At 71.5% G+C, this 17,407-nt stretch carries 15 protein-coding genes; 7 read left to right on the top strand and 8 right to left on the bottom strand.

Annotation, left to right across the window (positions count from 1 at the left end; genetic code table 11):
- Positions 1 to 135: 135 nt before the first annotated feature.
- The 3 genes from ABZ656_RS40175 to ABZ656_RS40165 form a co-directional block, all read right to left on the bottom strand.
- Positions 136 to 1,194 carry an endonuclease/exonuclease/phosphatase family protein gene (locus ABZ656_RS40175; protein WP_360275078.1) on the bottom strand — a complete coding sequence of 353 codons (1,059 nt, stop codon included), beginning with the start codon at positions 1,192 to 1,194 and terminating at the stop codon, positions 136 to 138.
- 213 nt (positions 1,195 to 1,407) lie between these two features.
- Positions 1,408 to 2,028, bottom strand: coding sequence for a TetR/AcrR family transcriptional regulator (locus ABZ656_RS40170; protein WP_101405514.1), 621 nt, complete (start codon positions 2,026 to 2,028; stop codon positions 1,408 to 1,410).
- Between the two features lie 52 nt (positions 2,029 to 2,080).
- Positions 2,081 to 3,673, bottom strand: coding sequence for an MFS transporter (locus ABZ656_RS40165; RefSeq protein WP_101405513.1), 1,593 nt, complete (start codon positions 3,671 to 3,673; stop codon positions 2,081 to 2,083).
- Between the two features lie 202 nt (positions 3,674 to 3,875).
- On the opposite strand from ABZ656_RS40165, the gene panB reads away from it, so the two are divergent.
- The 3 genes from panB (at position 3,876) to ABZ656_RS40150 (ending at position 6,806) form a co-directional block, all read left to right on the top strand.
- The gene (panB, locus tag ABZ656_RS40160) at positions 3,876 to 4,763 is read left to right on the top strand and encodes a 3-methyl-2-oxobutanoate hydroxymethyltransferase (RefSeq protein ID WP_101405512.1); all 888 of its coding nucleotides are present in this window, start codon (positions 3,876 to 3,878) and stop codon (positions 4,761 to 4,763) included.
- A 193-nt stretch (positions 4,764 to 4,956) separates the two neighbouring features.
- Positions 4,957 to 5,985, top strand: a complete 1,029-nt coding sequence (locus ABZ656_RS40155) for an ATP-binding cassette domain-containing protein (protein ID WP_180362541.1) — start codon at positions 4,957 to 4,959, stop codon at positions 5,983 to 5,985.
- Positions 5,982 to 6,806: an ABC transporter permease gene (locus ABZ656_RS40150; protein ID WP_360275073.1), complete on the top strand. Its 825-nt coding sequence runs from the start codon at positions 5,982 to 5,984 to the stop codon at positions 6,804 to 6,806. Before ABZ656_RS40155 ends, ABZ656_RS40150 begins: the two co-directional genes overlap by 4 nt.
- A 53-nt stretch (positions 6,807 to 6,859) precedes the next feature.
- Here the strand turns inward: ABZ656_RS40150 and ABZ656_RS40145 are convergent, their stop codons facing one another.
- On the bottom strand, positions 6,860 to 10,198 hold the full coding sequence (locus ABZ656_RS40145; protein ID WP_360275070.1) for a BTAD domain-containing putative transcriptional regulator: 3,339 nt from the start codon (positions 10,196 to 10,198) through the stop codon (positions 6,860 to 6,862).
- A gap of 130 nt (positions 10,199 to 10,328) precedes the next feature.
- On the opposite strand from ABZ656_RS40145, the gene ABZ656_RS40140 reads away from it, so the two are divergent.
- Positions 10,329 to 11,132 carry a site-2 protease family protein gene (locus ABZ656_RS40140; protein ID WP_101405508.1) on the top strand — a complete coding sequence of 268 codons (804 nt, stop codon included), beginning with the start codon at positions 10,329 to 10,331 and terminating at the stop codon, positions 11,130 to 11,132.
- Here ABZ656_RS40140 and ABZ656_RS40135 read toward each other — a convergent pair.
- The 3 genes from ABZ656_RS40135 to ABZ656_RS40125 all read right to left on the bottom strand — a co-directional run bounded on the left by ABZ656_RS40135 (position 11,122) and on the right by ABZ656_RS40125 (position 13,312).
- A complete protein-coding gene (locus ABZ656_RS40135; protein WP_101405507.1) occupies positions 11,122 to 11,301 on the bottom strand; it encodes a hypothetical protein in 180 nt (59 codons plus the stop codon). The genes ABZ656_RS40140 and ABZ656_RS40135 overlap by 11 nt on opposite strands.
- Before the next feature lie 83 nt (positions 11,302 to 11,384).
- The gene (gene npdG, locus ABZ656_RS40130) at positions 11,385 to 12,089 is read right to left on the bottom strand and encodes an NADPH-dependent F420 reductase (RefSeq protein ID WP_101405506.1); all 705 of its coding nucleotides are present in this window, start codon (positions 12,087 to 12,089) and stop codon (positions 11,385 to 11,387) included.
- A 47-nt stretch (positions 12,090 to 12,136) separates the two neighbouring features.
- Positions 12,137 to 13,312, bottom strand: coding sequence for a sialidase family protein (locus ABZ656_RS40125; RefSeq protein WP_360275065.1), 1,176 nt, complete (start codon positions 13,310 to 13,312; stop codon positions 12,137 to 12,139).
- A gap of 61 nt (positions 13,313 to 13,373) precedes the next feature.
- Between ABZ656_RS40125 and ABZ656_RS40120 the strand changes: the two genes are divergently transcribed.
- Positions 13,374 to 13,976: a hypothetical protein gene (locus ABZ656_RS40120; RefSeq protein WP_067363306.1), complete on the top strand. Its 603-nt coding sequence runs from the start codon at positions 13,374 to 13,376 to the stop codon at positions 13,974 to 13,976.
- A gap of 135 nt (positions 13,977 to 14,111) precedes the next feature.
- Positions 14,112 to 15,437: an MFS transporter gene (locus ABZ656_RS40115; RefSeq protein ID WP_360275099.1), complete on the top strand. Its 1,326-nt coding sequence runs from the start codon at positions 14,112 to 14,114 to the stop codon at positions 15,435 to 15,437.
- Positions 15,438 to 15,960: 523 nt separating this feature from the next.
- Here the strand turns inward: ABZ656_RS40115 and ABZ656_RS40110 are convergent.
- The gene (locus ABZ656_RS40110) at positions 15,961 to 16,191 is read right to left on the bottom strand and encodes a hypothetical protein (RefSeq protein WP_075026519.1); all 231 of its coding nucleotides are present in this window, start codon (positions 16,189 to 16,191) and stop codon (positions 15,961 to 15,963) included.
- A gap of 59 nt (positions 16,192 to 16,250) precedes the next feature.
- On the opposite strand from ABZ656_RS40110, the gene map reads away from it, so the two are divergent.
- Positions 16,251 to 17,108 (top strand): type I methionyl aminopeptidase, encoded by an 858-nt coding sequence (map, locus tag ABZ656_RS40105; RefSeq protein WP_101405504.1) that lies wholly within the window; start codon positions 16,251 to 16,253, stop codon positions 17,106 to 17,108.
- The last annotated feature ends 299 nt before the right edge of the window (positions 17,109 to 17,407 follow it).

Below are 17,407 nucleotides of genomic sequence, written 5' to 3'. Positions count from 1 at the left end.
GCCCGGGTCCGTGCACACCGGTGTCCCAGTGGCCTGGGTACCTGCGCGCACGGACGCGCCCGTGCACACCGGTGTGCACGGGCTCCGTAAGTTCAGCTATGGAACAAAGTCTCGCAGGCCCAGTATTCCAGGAGATTAAGATCCGGTTGCCGCGAGCTTGACGCGGGCGGCGACCGGGAGGTGGTCGCTGCCGGTCTCGGGCAGGGTCCACGAGGTCACCGGCTCGATGCCCCTGACCATGATCTGGTCGATCCGGGCCATCGGGAACGACGCGGGCCAGCTGAACCCGAAGCCGCTGCCCGCCGCACCCTGGGTGGAGCGCATCTGCGAGGTGACGGCGTTCAGCGCGCGGTCGTTCATCGTGCCGTTGAGGTCGCCGAGCAGGATGACCTTCTGCAGCGGCTCGGCGGCGATCGCCTCGCCGAGCGCGTCGGCGCTCCGGTCACGCTGGCGGGCGGTGAACCCGGCCTGCAGCTTCACCCGGACCGAGGGCAGATGGGCGACGTACACCGCGACCTGGCCGTTCGGGGTCGTCACCGTGGCGCGCATCGCGCGCGTCCAGCCGAGCTTGATGTCGACGGGCTCGGCTCCGGTCATCGGGTACTTGCTCCACAGCCCGACGGTGCCCTCCACGGAGTGGTACCTGTACGTCGGGGCGAGCGCCTTCTCGTACGTGGGGACCGCCGTGGCCTTCAGCTCCTCCAGGGCCACCACGTCGGCGCCGGACGCGGCCACGTCACGGGCGGTACCGGAAGGGTCCGGGTTCTCCGCGTTGACGTTGTGCGTGGCGACGGTCAGGTCGCCGCCTGCGCCGGTCCGGTCGGTGAGCAGTCCGCCGAACAGGTTCAGCCAGACGATCGCGGGCAGCAGGACGGCGATCAGGGCGGCCGCGGACTTCCGCACGAGGCCGAGGACCAGCAGGACGGGGACGAGGATGCCGAGCCACGGCAGGAACGTCTCGGTGAGACTGCCGAGGTTGCCGATCCTGTTGGGGATCTGCGCGTGCAGCAGCATCACCAGGGCGAGGATCAGGGCGAGCGCGGCCAGGATCAGTCCGCGGCGCCAGATGCCGCGGTCGCCGCGCCAGGAGCCAAGCGAGCGCCGGAGCTTGTCCAGCAGGCGCCGAAGCCGGGGACCTCGACGCTCGGGCCCCGAGCCGTCGCTGCCCGTCTCCGTCACGTACGCCTGCGCCATACCGTCGCCTCACAACCTGCCGTGCACACCGTCAGCCCCTCGGCTACGACCCTAGGGGATGATCGGCGTCGATCTCGCCGTCCGGGGACGGCCGTACGGGCACGAGGACGAACAACTCGGTGTTCGGAGTTCCGAATACGGGGCGGAGCGCGGCCTCTGTGACGAAACGCGCACATTCGGCGCATCGGCCGAGAGAGTGAACGAGAGGATGAACTAGGGCCTGGCGGGACGCAGTCCCGCGAGTACCGTGTCGACGATCTGTTCGGCCAGGTCCTCGGGGAGTTCGGCGTCCGGACGCATGACGGCGCGTACCAGCATGGGGCCGACGAAGAGGTCGTTCATGACCTCGATGTCCACGTCGTCGCGGAGTTCGCCGTCCCGCTGGCCGCGGCGCAGGACCTCGAAGGTGGTCAGGCGCCGCGGTTCGATGACGATCGCCTGGTACGCGTCCCAGATCTTGGGGCTGGACTTGATCTGGGCGTAGACGTTGTGCAGGAGCGCCGAGGAGCGGCTGGCCAGGCCCCGCTGGCGCAGCGGCTCCAGAAGGGCTATCAGGTCGTCGCGCATCGAGGTGCCGGGGAGTTCGGCATCCGGGGGCTCGGTGGCGCGCATGACGTCGACGAAGAGTTCCTCCTTGCCGCTCCAACGGCGGTAGATGGTCGCCTTGCCGACGCCCGCGGTCCTGGCCAGGCGTTCGATGGAGATCTCCGCGAGGGGAACGCCGTCCTCCAGCAGCTTTATCGCGCCCTCGATGATGGAGCGCTCCACGGCCTCGCTGCGGGGGCGCCCCCGGGGGGACCCCTCTTGCCTGGCTGGGCTGTCCGCGAGGCTCACGTGTCGCTCCCTTCCTCGGTGGTACTGGCGCAATTCTCCCTGCCGCGCCCTGTCAGTGCTCGGCGGCCACCAACTCCGTCTCCTCCTTGCCCTGTTGCGGGGTCGAACCGCGGCCCGGCAGGAACAGGGCCACGATCACGGCGCCGACCAGCGCGATGCCCGCACCGCACAGGGCGGTGACGTGCATGGCGTGCAGGAAGGCGTCGTTGGCCGGGGTGACGAGGGCGTCGCCCCGGGGGCCGAGCTTGGCGGCGACGCCGAGAGTGGCCTCGATGGACTCGCCGGCGGTGTGCCGCAGGCCGGCCGGCAGGAGGGTGAGCTTGTCCTCGATGCCGTTGCGGTAGGCCGAGGAGAGGACCGAGCCGAGGACCGCGATGCCGAGGGCGCCGCCGACCTGACGGAAGACGTTGCTCAGGGCGGAGGCGGAGCCCGCCTTCTCGCGCGGCAGGGCCTGCATGATGACGACGCTGGTCGGGGTCATGATGTGCGCCATGCCGGTGCCCATGAGGAAGAAGATGACCTCCAGGAGCCAGATCGGCGTGTCCGCGTCCAGGGTCGCGAAGGCGCCGAGCATCGCTCCGAGCAGCAGCAGGCCCGCCGTGCACGTGGCCCGGTTGCCGAAGCGGTCGACGACGAGGCGGGCGCGCGGTGCGAAGAAGAGCTGGGCCGCGGCGAGCGGCAGCAGCAGCACACCGGTCTTCAACGGCGAGTAGCCCCGCACGCTCTGGGTGTAGAAGACGGAGAAGAAGGTCACGCCCATCATTGCGAAGAAGACGAGCGCGATGGCGGCGATGGCGGCCGAGAAGACCTTGTTCTTGAAGTAGGTGATGTCGATGGACGGATGGTCGCTGCGCTTCTCGTAGATGACGAAGCAGGCGATGACGGCGATTCCGGCGCCGATGGTCGCGAGGACCGCAGCGTCGGTGAAGGAGGCGAGCTGGCCGCCCTTGATGATGCCGTAGACGAGCAGGACGAGCCCTATGACGGACAGGACGACACCGACGATGTCGACGCGGCCGGGGTTCGGGTCGCGGGAGTCCGGGACCAGCCAGAACATCAGGCCGAGCGCGAGCAGCACGATCGGCACGTTGATCAGGAAGACCGAGCCCCACCAGAAGTGTGCGAGGAGCACGCCGCCGGTGATCGGGCCGATGGCGATGGCGATGCCGACGCCGCCGGCCCAGATGCCGATGGCCTTGGGCTGCTCCTCGCGCTCGAAGACGTTCATGAGGACGGCGAGGGTGGCGGGCATCACGAAGGCGGCGCCGAAGCCCATCAGCGCGCGGAAGACGATGAGCTGGACGGGCGAGCCGGCCTCCGCGGCCAGCGCGGACCCTGTGCCGAAGACGGCGAGTCCGGCGAGCAGGACCTTCTTTCGGCCGAGCCGGTCGCCGAGGAGGCCCGCGGTGAAGAGCAGCCCCGCGAAGACGAGCGTGTAGGCGTTGATGGCCCACTCCAGCTCGCTCTGGGTGGCGCCGAGCCCGGTGGGCGGCGGCGTCGAGATCGTCTTGATCGCGACGTTGAGGATGGAGTTGTCCAGCACCACTATCAACAGGCTGAGCATGAGCACGCCGAGAATGGCCCAGCGGCGCCGGTGCACGGCTTCGGGCACGCGCCGTTCGACGTGGGCTGCGGGAGTCGTCATGGGGCCGAGCCTAGCGATTTTCGATACGGGACCGTCTCGTATCGTAAATCCTTTACAGAGACCTTACGAAGAGATGGGCCTACGGTCCACCGAGACGTACGTCGCTCGCCCCGGTCTGGCCCCCGGTGGCACGAGGTGCCACCATGTAGGAGATCCGGGGACGCCGGCAGGGCGCCTCGAGATGACAGAAGGAGCCGTTGCGATGACGCAGCTTTCGGCTGCCCCGAAGCAGCCCGCAGAGGATGCGCGGGCGACCACCGACAGCAGCAAGGCGCTGTACGGCGGCAAGAGCACCCGCCGCATCACGGTCCGCGACATCACCACAGCCAAGGAGCGCGGCGAGAAGTGGCCGATGCTCACCGCCTACGACGCGATGACCGCGTCCGTCTTCGACGAGGCCGGCATCCCGGTCATGCTCGTCGGTGACTCGGCGGGCAACTGCCACCTGGGGTACGAGACGACCGTCCCCGTCACCCTCGACGAGATGACGATGCTGGCCGCCGCGGTCGTACGCGGTACCAGCCGCGCCCTGATCGTCGGCGACCTGCCCTTCGGGTCGTACCAGGAGGGCCCCGTCCAGGCCCTGCGCTCCGCCACCCGCCTGGTCAAGGAGGCCGGGGTCGGCGCGGTGAAGCTGGAGGGCGGCGAGCGCTCGCACCGCCAGATCGAGCTGCTCGTGGAGTCCGGCATCCCCGTGATGGCGCACATCGGCCTGACCCCGCAGTCCGTGAACTCCATGGGCTACCGAGTCCAGGGCCGCGGCGAGGAGGCCGCGCAGCAGCTGCTGCGCGACGCCAAGGCGGTCCAGGACGCGGGTGCGTTCGCGGTCGTCCTGGAGCTGGTCCCGGCGGAGCTCGCCGCCGAGGTCACGCGCACCCTGCACATCCCGACCGTCGGCATCGGCGCGGGTCCGGAGACCGACGCGCAGGTCCTGGTGTGGACCGACATGCTCGGCCTCACCGGCGGCAGGGTGCCGAAGTTCGTGAAGAAGTACGCCGATCTGCGCGAGGTCATGGGCAACGCGGCGCGCGCGTTCGCGGACGACGTCGTCGGCGGAACGTTCCCTCTTGAGGAGCACTCCGTCCACTGAGGGCCGGACGGTCACTGAACCACTGCGGCACCAAGCAGCCCGCCGATTTCCCCCGTCGGCGGGCTGTCGCGTGCGCGAAGCGCGCGCACCACGGTGATACGCGCGAACGTCTGTCGGCGACATATCGGTGAGCGTACGGCGCTGTAGGCGAGCTGTAGGCGGTTTGTCGGTGGGCGCTGGCACCTTGATGGGCATGACGCGAATCGACAAGAACCCCGGCAGCGGCGCCCGCAGCGCCGTCTCCGTGCGGGGGCTGGTCAAGCACTACGGCGAGACCAAGGCTCTGGACGGCGTGGACCTGGACGTCCGCGAGGGAACCGTCCTCGGGGTGCTGGGTCCCAACGGTGCCGGCAAGACCACCCTCGTCCGTATCCTGTCCACCCTCATCACCCCCGACGCCGGCCGGGCCACCGTCGCCGGCTACGACGTGCTCACGCAGCCCCGCCAGCTGCGCCGGGTGATAGGCCTGACCGGTCAGTACGCCTCGGTCGACGAGAAGCTCCCCGGCTGGGAGAACCTGTACATGATCGGGCGGCTGCTCGACCTGCCCCGCAAGGACGCCCGCCGGCGCGCCGACGAACTCCTTGAGCGCTTCTCGCTCACCGAGGCGGCCAAGCGTCCGGCATCGACGTACTCCGGCGGTATGCGCCGCCGTCTCGACCTCGCCGCCTCCATGATCGGCCACCCGTCCGTCCTCTATCTGGACGAGCCGACCACCGGGCTCGACCCGCGCACCCGCAACGAGGTGTGGAAGGAGGTCAAGCGGATGGTCGCGGACGGCGCCACCGTGCTGCTCACCACCCAGTACATGGAGGAGGCCGAGCAGCTGGCCTCCGAGCTGACGGTCATCGACCGCGGCAAGGTCATCGCCAGCGGCCGGATCGACGAGCTGAAGGCCCGGGTCGGCGGCCGCACGCTGCGCATCCGCCCGGTGGACCCGCTGGAGCTGCGCCCGCTGGCCGCCCTCTTCGACGAGCTGGGCCTCACCGGTCTCGCCGCCTCCGTCGTGGACACCGAGACCGGCACCGTGCTGGTCCCGATCCTCAGCGACGAACAGCTCACCGCCGTGGTCGGCGCGGTCACCGCGCGCGGCATCACGATCGGCTCCATCTCCACCGAACTGCCCAGTCTGGACGAGGTGTTCCTGTCCCTCACCGGCCACAAGGCCAGTGCCCCGCAGGACGAGACCCCCGCCCGTGTCTACGAGGAGGTCTCCGCATGAGTACCGCCGTCGCCGAAGCCCCCCTCGCCGCGAAGGGCGACCCCCGTATCTCGCCCCGCGCGCACGCGCGCCACATCGGCGCGCTCGTCCGCCGCAACCTGCTGTGGATCCGCCAGGACCCGGAGTCGATGTTCGACGCCGTCCTGATGCCGGTCGTCTTCACCCTGCTGTTCGTGTACGTCTTCGGCGGCTCCATCGGGCAGTCGCTCGGCGGCGGACAGGACAGGTACGTGCAGTACGTGGTGCCCGGTCTGATGGCGATGACGGCGATGAACATCGCCACGGCCGTCGGCACCGGCTTCAACGAGGACTTCCAGAAGGGGGTGATGGACCGCTTCCGCACCCTGCCGATCGGCCAGGGCTCCGTGCTCTTCGCCAAGATCGTGGTGGAGCTGATGCGGATGCTCGTCGCGACGACGATCCTCCTGATCGTCGGCGTGCTGGTCGGCTTCGACATCACGAACTGGCCAGGTCTGTTCGCCTCCGTGGGGCTCTCCGTCCTCTTCGGCTCGTCCCTGATGTGGATCTTCCTGGTCCTCGGGGTGACGATGAAGAACGCGCAGTCCGTGCAGGCGATGGGCTTCCTCGTGCTGATGCCCCTGCAGTTCGGCTCGTCCATCTTCTCGCCGACCCGGACCATGCCCGGCTGGCTGCAGAACTTCACCGACTACAACCCGCTGTCCGCGCTCGCGGACACCACGCGCGGCCTGATGGTGGGCGGCCCGGTCGCGCACAGTCTGTGGGTGACCCTCGCCTGGACGGCAGGGCTCACCCTGGTCATGGCACCGATCGCGATCCACAAGTTCCGCACCAAGAGCTGACGTTCGCTCGCGGGACCACGGAAACCCCGGTCCGCGTCAACCCCCGGTCCGCGTCATACGAGGGCGGCGGCCTCCTCCAGGGAGAGCCCGCCGCCCTCGGCGTACGCGGCCTCGTACGTCGCGTCGTCCAGCGCGGCCCGTACGTCGGCCTCCGCCTGTGCGCGCACCTCGTCCTCCATCGGGCCCACGAAGTGCCCGGGCGGCAGCAGATGGTCGGCGGCCCCGAGCAGCACGGCCGCGTCGCGGACACGGCGGCCGCCGTCCAGACCGGTGAGGGCGATGGCGGCGGTGGTCAGATGCGCGGAGGGCATGTGCGGGGCGATGATCTGCGACAACGGGTCGCCCGCCCGCGCCAGCGCCTGCCGCACCTTCTCCAGGGCGGACTCGTGCAGCCCCTCGAGCGCGTCCAGCCATGCCTCGACGCCCACCACGAAGCCGTCGAAGACCACGAAGGTGACCGCTTCGAAGTTCGCGCGCAGCAACCGCATCTCTTCGCGCGCCTCGGCGACCCGGCCACTGCGGCCCAGCCACATCGACAGGAACAGCCGGGAGGCGGGCATGGCCTCGTTGTAGGCGCCCTCCCCGCGCTCCAGGACCTCCCGGAGCAACCGCTCGCCACGTTCGGTGTCGCCGGACTCGATGAGCGCACCGCCGAGCCGGGTGCTCAGGACAGCCGTCTGGGCGTGCGCGCCGAGCCCTTCGGCGTGGGTCATGGCCTCCGTGTAGTCCGCGGCGGCGAGCTCGAACTCGCCGCGGCGCTCGTGGGCCTCACCGCGTGCGGAGAGGGCCTCGGCGGCGCCCCAGGCGTCCCCGAGCCGGGTGAAGAGTTCCAGTGCCTCGTCGGCGTCCCGGGTCGCGTCGCCCGCCCAGGTGGCCCGGTTGGCGAGGATGTTGGCACGCATCTGGAGGGAGACGGCGAGTTCCCACTCGTAGCCGAGTTCGCGGCAGGTCTGGACGGTCGCGTCGATGACGGAGCGCATCCGCTCGATGTCGCCGGTCAGGATCACGGCGTAGAACCAGAGGTTGCCGGGGGTGCGGCAGGTCTGCGGCTGGCCCGGGCGGTAGGTCTCGCTGATGACACCCAGTTTCCGCTTGGCCTGCGGGGTGTCCCAGGCGGTCATGTCCATGTCCATGCAGGAGAGATGGACGAGGTGGACACCGCGGCGGGCCTCTTCGAGGACCTCGGGGCGCATCGGCGGCGGGGTGTCGGTGCAGCTCTCCAGCAGCGGGGCGGCCGGCCGCACGGGCTCGTCGAAGGGGTCCGGGCCGAGGGCCATGACCTCGCGGGACCAGTGGCGGGCCATCAGCCGCAGATCGCGCATCTGCCAGTACCAGGCCAGGGAGAGGACCAGGCAGAGCGCCTCCTGCTCGTCGCGGGCGGCGACGGCGTGCTGGAGGGCGGCGCGGATGTTCTCCGACTCGGTCTCCAGCCGTTCGATGGCGGCGCGCTGGCCGAGGCCGCGCAGCCGGGGGTCGGTGGTGCGGGCCAGTTCGCGGTAGTGCGTGAGGTGGGCGCGCTCGGCGGCGGGGCGCTGCCCCGACTCGTCGAGCCGCTCTCCCGCGTACTCGCCGACGGTCTCCAGGAGCCGGTAGCGCATCTCGCCGTCCCCCCAAGGCGCGGCCACCACAAGGGACTTGTCGACGAGCGAGCCGAGGGCTTCCAGGGCGGCCGGTCCGCAGACGGCCTCGGCTGCGGCGAGGTCGCAGCCGCCCGCGAAGACGGACAGCCGCCCCAGCACGTCCCGCTCGTCCTCGTCGAGGAGGTCCCAGGACCAGTCGACGACGGCGCGCAGGGTCTGCTGGCGCGGCAGGACGGTACGACTGCCGGAGGTCAGCAGGCGGAACCGGTCGTCGAGCCGGTCGGCGATCTGACGCGGGGTGAGCATCCGCAGCCGGGCGGCGGCGAGTTCGATGGCGAGCGGCAGCCCGTCGAGGCGGCGGCAGATCTCGGCGGCGGCCGCGGGGTCGTCCTCGACCCGGAAACCCGGGCGGGCGGCGGCCCCCCGGTCGGCCAGCAGCCGCAGCGCGAACGGCTCCGGCAGCGGCTCCACGGGGCGCAGCAACTCCCCCGGTACGCCGAGGGGTTCGCGACTGGTGGCCAGTACCGTCAGCCCCGGGCACCGTTCGAGCAACTCCTCGACGAGACGCGCGGCGGCGTCCACGACGTGCTCGCAGTTGTCGAGGACGATCAGCATGCGACGCTTGGCGCAGTGCTCGGCGAGCCGCTGCAGGGGGTCGCCGTGCCGGTCGGCGGCGGCCCGCATCTCTTCGGCACCGGCGCCGCGCAGCACGGTCTCGCGGGCTCCGACGGCGGTGAGCACGGCCTCGGACACGGCCTCCGGGTCGTCGACGGGCGCGAGTTCGGCCAGCCACACCCCGTCCGGCGCGGTGTCCGCCATGGTCTCCGCCACCTCCTGCGACAGGCGCGTCTTGCCGGCCCCACCGGGCCCGAGCAAGGTCACGAGGCGGGCCGCCGCCAGATCCCCCCGGATCGTGTCGATGTCCGCAGCCCGCCCGACGAAGGAGGTGAGCCGGGCGCGGAGGTTGCCGGGGGGCGCGGAGCGGCCAGGCCCGGCCGGTGCGGGCCGGCTCTCGGTCCGGCTCCCGGTCCGGCCCGCGGCGCCGGGTCGCGGTCCCTGGGCGTGCGCCCCGCCGCCCCCGTCGAACGGACTGAGCAACTCCCCGTGCAGGGCGCGCAGTTCGGGTCCGGGGTCGGAGCCGAGACGGTCGGCCAGCAGCTCCCGTACGGACTCGTACGCGGCGAGGGCCTCTGCGGAGCGGCCGGCGTCACGCAGGGCGCTCAGACGCAGAACGTGCAGGGGCTCGTCCAAAGGGTGGAGGTCGCACAGGGCGGTGAGCTCGGGCAGCGACTGTTCGGCATGGCCGAGGGCGAGGGCCGCCGTGAACCGGGCGCGCCGTACGTCGAGACGGCGGGTCTCCCAGCGGGCCGACTCGGCGTCGCGGTCCGGGAGGTCCGCGAGGGCCGGGCCGCGCCACAGGGCGAGGGCGTCTTCGAGGGCCTCGGCCGCCTTCGTGGGGTCGCCGTCGGCGAGCGCGCGTGCGCCCTCCCCCGCGAGCCGCTCGAAACGGTACAGGTCGATGTCGTCGGCGCCCGCGGCCAGCCGGTAGCCGCCGTCCCCCGAGTCCACCACCTGCGGCCCGAGCGCCCTGCGCAGCCGTCCCACCAGGGCCTGGAGCGCGCCCGGTGCGTCGGCGGGCGGATCACCGTCCCACACCTCGTCCACCAGAACGGCCGCGGGCACGGTCCGTCCGGGCCGCAGCGCGAGCACGGTCAAAAGGGCGCGCATCCGCGCCCCACCGAGCACGACGGGCGTGCCGTCGGGGCGGAGTGCCTGGGTGGTGCCAAGGATGCGGTAGCGCACGGGGTCCATTGTCTCCGGTGGCGTGACGATCTCAGCCCCTACCTTCTCCGGAACCAATGACCGGCCGCGAGACGTTTTCCCCGTGAGCCCGGTACGGTCGGGCAGGCCCAGCACCATGCGTCCCAGTCCGAGGAGCCCCATGACCACCGCCGCTTCCCGTCGCAGCAGCGACCGGAGGATCAGCCCCGTCTTCCTCGGGATCGTGGCCGTGATGGCGGTGACCGGCTGGGCGATCTGGACCGGCTTCGCCGACCAGCCCGGCTTCGCCGTGTTCCTCTTCGTGACGGCCGCGTGGATCGTCTCCCTGTGCCTGCACGAGTACGCGCACGCGCGCACCGCCCTGCACAGCGGCGACATCTCGATCGGCGCGAAGGGCTATCTGACGCTCAACCCCCTGAAGTACACGCATGCGCTGCTGAGCATCGTGCTGCCGGTGATCTTCGTGATCATGGGCGGGATCGGCCTGCCGGGCGGGGCGGTCTTCATCGAGCGGGGCCGGATCCAGGGCCGCTGGAAGCACAGCCTGATCTCGGCGGCGGGTCCGCTGACGAACGTGCTGTTCGCCGTCGTGTGCACCGCGCCGTTCTGGCTGCACGCCCTGGACGGCGTCCCGGACACCTTCCGCTACGCGCTGGCGTTCCTCGCGCTGCTCCAGGTCACGGCCGCGATCCTGAACCTCCTGCCGGTCCCGGGCCTGGACGGCTACGGCGTGATCGAGCCCTGGCTGTCGTACAGCATCCGCCGCCAGGTGGAGCCGTTCGCACCGTTCGGCCTGCTCGCCGTGTTCGCGGTGCTGTGGATCCCCTCGGTGAACACGGCGTTCTTCGACGCGATCTACTCGATCCTGGGCGCCCTGGGCATCGACGACGTCCAGCGTTACTGCGGTCAGGACCTGTACCGCTTCTGGGACGGCGTCAACGGGTACTGCACGATCAGCCGCTGACCGAGGACCCGCTCCGGCCGCGCCGCGCGTAGTACCAGGTCATGTTGGACGACAGTCCGGCCAGCAGCACCCACACGATCCCCAGCCAGCTGCCCTGGACGAAGGAGACGACGGCCGCGGCGACGGACAGGACGCAGACGGTGAGGGCATAGAGCGCGAGGCGGGGCATGGGGGGTCTGCTCCTGTCGGGACGGTTCGAACGAGGTCGTACGGCGTCCAGTGTCCCTCATGTCCCCCATGCCCGTGCGCCCGCTATACGTCCGTCACCCGGAGGCCGGCGTGGGCCTTGTAGCGGCGGTTCACGGAGATCAGGTTCGCCACCAGCGCCTCGACCTGGTGGGCGTTGCGCAGCCGGCCGGCGAAGACACCGCGCATGCCGGGGATGCGGCCGGCCAGCGCCTGCACGATCTCGACGTCCGCGCGCTCCTCGCCGAGGACCATCACATCGGTGTCGATCTCGTCGACCTCCGGGTCCTGGAGAAGGACGGCCGACAGGTGATGGAAGGCGGCCGCGACCCGGGAGTCCGGCAGCAGGGCGGCGGCCTGCTCGGCGGCGCTGCCTTCCTCCGGCTTCAGGGCGTAGGCACCCTTCTTGTCGAAGCCCAGCGGATTGACACAGTCGACGACGAGCTTGCCGGCCAGCTCCTCGCGCAGCGATTCCAGAGTCTTGCCGTGCCCCTCCCACGGTACGGCGACGATCACGATGTCGCTGCGCCGCGCGCACTCGGCGTTGTCGGCACCCTCGACACCGTGGCCCAGCTCCTCGGCGGCGGTCTGCGCGCGTTCCGCGGCACGCGAGCCGATGATCACCTTCTGGCCTGCCCTGGCGAGCCGGTAGGCCAGGCCCTTGCCCTGGGGGCCGGTGCCGCCGAGCACACCGACGACGAGTCCGGACACGTCGGGAAGGTCCCAGGGGTCCTTCGCGGGGGCCTTCTGTGCACTGTCAGTAGAGGTCATGGGCCGACTTTACGTGGCGCGGTTCCCGCCCCGGGGGCTTCGGGTGCTCAGGTGAGGGCCGTCACGGGGATACGGCGGAAGGTGATCGTCTCGTACGGCCCGAAGTCGCCCGTCTCATGGAGGAGCCCCACGGTCGTCGCGTCGACGCGGACGAGGTCGGAGTACGCGGCGGGCAGTCCGTCGACCGTGTGCGCGGGCCGCCAGGTGGTGCCGCCGTCGGCGGAGGCGCGGACGGTCATCAGGGCGCGGGCTGCGGGGTCGGCGGGCCCCGAGTACAGCAGCAGGTCCGGGTCGCGGAGCTGGAGCAGACTGCCCTGGACGACGGGGGTGACCAGGCCGGCCTGTGGCCGGAAGGGTTTGAGCAGGGTTCTGCCGCCGTCCGTGGAGTGGGCGTCGGCGCGGTCGCCGGGGGACGGGGAGTCGTTGCGGGTGTTGAAGTAGACGCGCCCGTCGGGGAGTTCGGCGGCGGTCGTCTCGTTGGCGTTGACGTATCCGTCGGTGTTCTCGTCGATGTACCCGAGCGACCAGGTCTCGCCGCGGTCGTCGCTGAGCAGGCAGTGGCCGCTGTTGTACTTCGCCTCGGTGCCGGTGTCCGAACCGGTGGGCGGCAGGGTGTGGTTGCCGGGGACGACGACCCGGCCGGTGCCGAGCTGCACGGCGTGCCCGGGCGTGGTCGCGTACCACCGCCAGTCCGCCTTCTTCACCTGCCCGGTGATCTCCTTCGGGGCGGACCAGGTGACGCCGTCGTCGTCGCTGTGCTGCACCCAGACGCGGCGCCCGTCGGCGGGCTTCACCCTGCCGCGCAGGATGGCGTCCTCGGTCGCGCCGGCGGCGGCGCGGATGTGCACGAGCAGGATCCGGTCGGTGTCGAGGACGACGGGGGCGGGGTTGCCGGCGAGATCGTTCCCGTTCCGGGCGACGGCCTGGAGCGGGCCCCAGGTGCGGCCGCCGTCCGTCGACCGCTTCAGGACGATGTCGATGTGGCCGTGGTCGGCGGCGGAGTCCACCCGGCCCTCGCAGAAGGCGAGCAGGGCAAAGACGGGGTGGGCGTGATGCTGGGGCCGGGCACGGTGGTGGGTGCGGTGGGTGTACGGGTGGCGACCACGGCCGGGATGCGGAAGCTCGCGTAGCCTTCGCGGCCCGCGTGGAAAGGGGTGCTGCTGACCGCGGATGTTGCCGTGGTGGTTCCGGTTGTTTCCGTCATGCGCCGGGATCTGCCCCACTTGGGCGAATTCATGGTGAACTCCGCCTGATCAGTTGTCGATTGCGGCAGGATGCGTGCGCATGGATGCCGTACGGGTCGCGTTGTTGCGCGAAGTCCTCGCCGGAACCGAGTGGTTGGGGGCCACGCGGCGGTTCGCGGAGGGCCTGAGGGGGTCCGTGGTGTCGTACGGGGGCGGGCTGCTCCTCGTGGGCACGGCGGAGTACGAGCCGTGGCACCTGGCCGCACACCTGGTGGACGAGGCGGCCTGGTCGGGGACGCCTGAGCTGTCGCCGACGCTGGTGCGGCACGGGGCGCGGGCCTCGGACCCGGCCCATCTCGCCGTGGGCCTCGGGCGTATCGAGGCGGCGCGGCGCGGCGAGACGCTGCTCGTGGTGTCGCCCGCCGCACCCGGGGCGCCGCTCCTGGAGCGGGTCCACGACGCGCGGCGAGCCGGGGCGACCGTGCTCGCGCTCGACGCCGGTGACCGGGAGCTGGGAGCGATGGCGCACGAGTCGCTGACCGTGCCGCCGGATCAGGAACTCGACCTCGACACCGTGCAGCACCTCGTCAGCGCGGCGGCCGGGGAGAACTCCCTGCCCTCCCCGCGGGGGCGGCGCCGGTTCCGCGATCGGCTCTCCCGCCTCGCGGACCAGTTGACGGCTCCGCCGGCGGCGCGGTGGTAGGACACGGCGGGCGGTGACGTGACGGGAGGGACGACGGCGGGGCGGCCGGGCGGCGGAAATGCAGTTGCCGCCGCGGAGGGCGGCCGCTCAGCATGAGCCGTCGTGACCGACGACGCCCCCGTATCCCCCGCCGCGCTGCCCGCGCGCGCTGAACCCGCCGCCGGTGCCGGTGCGCGACTGCGGTCGCTGCTGCCCGATCTCGCGCCCTGGCGGGCGTCGGCCGACTTCCGGCGGCTGTGGCTGGCCGGGCTGATCACCAACTTCGGCAGCTTCCTGACCTTCGTCGCGCTGCCGGTGCAGATGAAGGTGCTGACCGGGTCGGCGGTGGCCGTGGGGGCGATCGGGGCCGTGGAGCTCGTACCGCTGATCGTGTTCGGGCTGTACGGCGGGGCGCTCGCCGACGCCCTCGACAAACGGAAGCTGATCCTTTACACGGAGGCCGGACAGGGGCTGCTGTGCGGCGGTCTGCTCGTCAACGCGCTGATGCCGCGTCCGGCGGTGTGGCCGCTGTACGTGGTCGCCGCGCTGTCCTCCGCGCTCGGGTCGGTGCAGCGGCCCGCGCTTGACTCGCTCGTCCCCCGGATCGTGGCGCACGAGCACCTGCCCGCCGCGGCCTCCCTCAACTCCCTGCGCTGGTCGGTCGGCGGGGTCGCGGGGCCGGCGCTCGCGGGCGTCGTGGTCGCGTACGCCGGGCTCGGCTGGGCGTACGCCGTGGACCTGGTGACCTTCGTGGTGTCGGTCGTACTGATCGTCGGACTCGCCGCGTCACCGGCCGCGCACGAGGCCGCGAAGCCGTCGCTCGCCTCCATCGCTCAGGGCGCGCGGTACGCGTGGAACCGCAAGGAACTCCTGGGCACGTACGTGATCGACCTGGCCGCGATGTTCTTCGCGATGCCGCTCGCGGTGCTGCCGTTCCTCGCCGACGAGCTGCACGCCGCGTGGTCGCTCGGAATGATGTACGCCGCGCTGCCCGCCGGGGCGATGCTGGTGACGCTGACCAGTGGGTGGACCTCGCGTGTGCACCGGCACGGGCGGATGGTGGCTTTCGCGGCGGCGTGCTGGGGGCTGGCGATGGTGGGGGCCGGGGCCGTGCACAACGTGTGGCTGGTGCTGCTCTTCCTTGTCCTCGGCGGCTGTTTCGACATGGTGAGCGGGATCTTCCGGGGCGCGATGTGGGACCAGACGATTCCGGACGAGCTACGGGGGCGACTCGCCGGGATCGAGCTGCTCTCGTACTCCGTCGGGCCCCAGCTGGGGCAGGTACGGGCGGGCGGAACGGCGGCCTGGGCGGGGGTGCGGGCGTCGATCTGGGCCGGGGGTGTGATCTGCGTGGGAGCGGTGGGGGCGTTGGCGTGGTGCCTGCCGCAGCTGATGAGATACGACGTCCGGACGAATGAGCACGCGGTACGGATGCGCTCCGCTCGGGGTGAGGCGGTGCTCTCCCACCCGCACCACCCGTGACGGTCGCTCGGGTGGTGCGGGTCGCCCGCGGGGGCCGGCCGCCGTCGGCGCCCGCGGGTCCGCGCGCCGACTATGGCTCAGCGCCCTCACGCCCTCACGCCGTCCCGGTGTCCCGGTGTCCCGGTGTCCCGGTGTCCCGGTGTCCCGGCGTCCCGGTGTCCCGGCGTCCCGGCGTCCCGGTGTCCCGGTGTCCCGGTGTCCCGGTGTCCCGGTGTCCCGGTGGCTGAGCCACCGGTGACTGGGCACCCGGCGCCTCGGTGCCCGGTGCCCCGCCTCTCGATGCCTCAGCGCGCGCTGCTCCAACCCCTCGGTGCCCGGGCGGCTCGGGCGGCTCGGTGCCTGGGCACCTGCGCTTCGGCGCCCGGCGCCCGACCGGCCTTGCCCCTCAGCGCCCGGCGCCCGACCGGCCCTGCCCCTCAGCGCCCGGCGCCCGACCGGCCCTGAGCGCCCGGCGCCCGACCGGCCCTGCCCCTCAGCGCCCGTCGGCCGGCGCGCCCAGTGTCCCGGTGCCCTGCGGGCCTCGTCAGTCGTCCTCTGGGGTCGGGCCCGTCGCGTCGTGCCATTTGGGGTCCGTTTCCCACTCGAGGTTGCGCTCCTGGGCGGTCTCCATCGCGTGTTCGGCCTCCTCACGGGTGGTGTACGGGCCGAAGCGGTCCTTCGCGGGGCACTCGGGGCCCTCCTCCACCTTCTGGTGGACGAGGCAGTAGTACCACTCGCCCGGCTTCCCTACGGTCCGCTTCTTGAAGAGGGCCATGACCTGCTCCTTTCGCCACGGACATAGTGCCCCCATGCCCGCTGGTTAGACTCGCTGGCATGTCTGGCCAGTCGCTGCTCGTACCAGGAGAGCTCTCTCCCACCCGTCCCGTTCCGGGAAACATCAGGCGCCCCGAGTACGTGGGCAAGCCCTCCCCCACGCCGTACACCGGCCCGGAGGTACAGACCCCCGAGACCATCGAGGCGATGCGGATCGCCGGGCGGATCGCCGCGCAGGCGATGGCCGAGGCGGCGAAGCTCATCGCGCCGGGCGTGACGACGGACGAGCTGGACCGGGTCGCGCACGCGTACATGTGCGACCACGGCGCCTATCCGTCCACCCTCGGTTACCGCGGTTTCCCCAAGTCCCTGTGCACCTCGGTCAACGAGGTCATCTGCCACGGCATCCCCGACTCCACGGTGCTGCGGGACGGCGACATCATCAACCTCGACGTGACGGCGTACATCGGTGGCGTCCACGGCGACAACAACGCGACGTACCTGGTCGGGGACGTGGACGACGAGTCGAGGCTCCTCGTCGAGCGGACCCGTGAGTCCCTCGACCGCGCGATCAAGGCGGTCAAGCCGGGCCGCCAGATCAATGTCATCGGCCGCGTGATCGAGTCGTACGCCAAGCGGTTCGGATACGGGGTCGTGCGGGACTTCACGGGGCACGGGATCAACTCCTCGTTCCACTCTGGACTGATCATCCCGCACTACGACAGCCCGCACGCGACGACCGTCATCCAGCCCGGGATGACGTTCACGATCGAGCCGATGCTCACGCTCGGTACTCACGACTACGACATGTGGGACGACGGGTGGACCGTCGTGACGAAGGACCGCAGGCGGACGGCGCAGTTCGAGCACACGCTGGTCGTCACGGAGACCGGTACGGAGATCCTCACGCTGCCGTAGCCGCGCGCCTGTGGCTCATAGCCCGTAGCGCCCAGCCCGCCCTGATCACAGGGCGGGCTTTTTCGTCGCCGGCTCTCGGCTTCGCTCGAGCAGGGGCCCCATCATCCCCACTCGGGGGCTTCGCCCCCCAAACCCCCGATCGGCCTGAACGGCCTCGTCCTCAAACGCCGGACAGGCTGAAAGATGTGCGCCGGCACCCCTTCAGGGGCGCGGGGAACCGCGCGCCCAGCCCCCACCCACCCACCCACCCACCCACAGACAAACGAATCGGGCGGACGGGGGATTGCGGGGCGAAGCCC

It is taken from the genome of Streptomyces sp. NPDC007095 (genome assembly GCF_040634475.1).
Taxonomy (GTDB): Bacteria; Actinomycetota; Actinomycetes; order Streptomycetales; family Streptomycetaceae; genus Streptomyces.
Note: the sequence above shows the minus strand (reverse complement) of the source record. Positions and strands in the feature narration are given on the sequence as shown.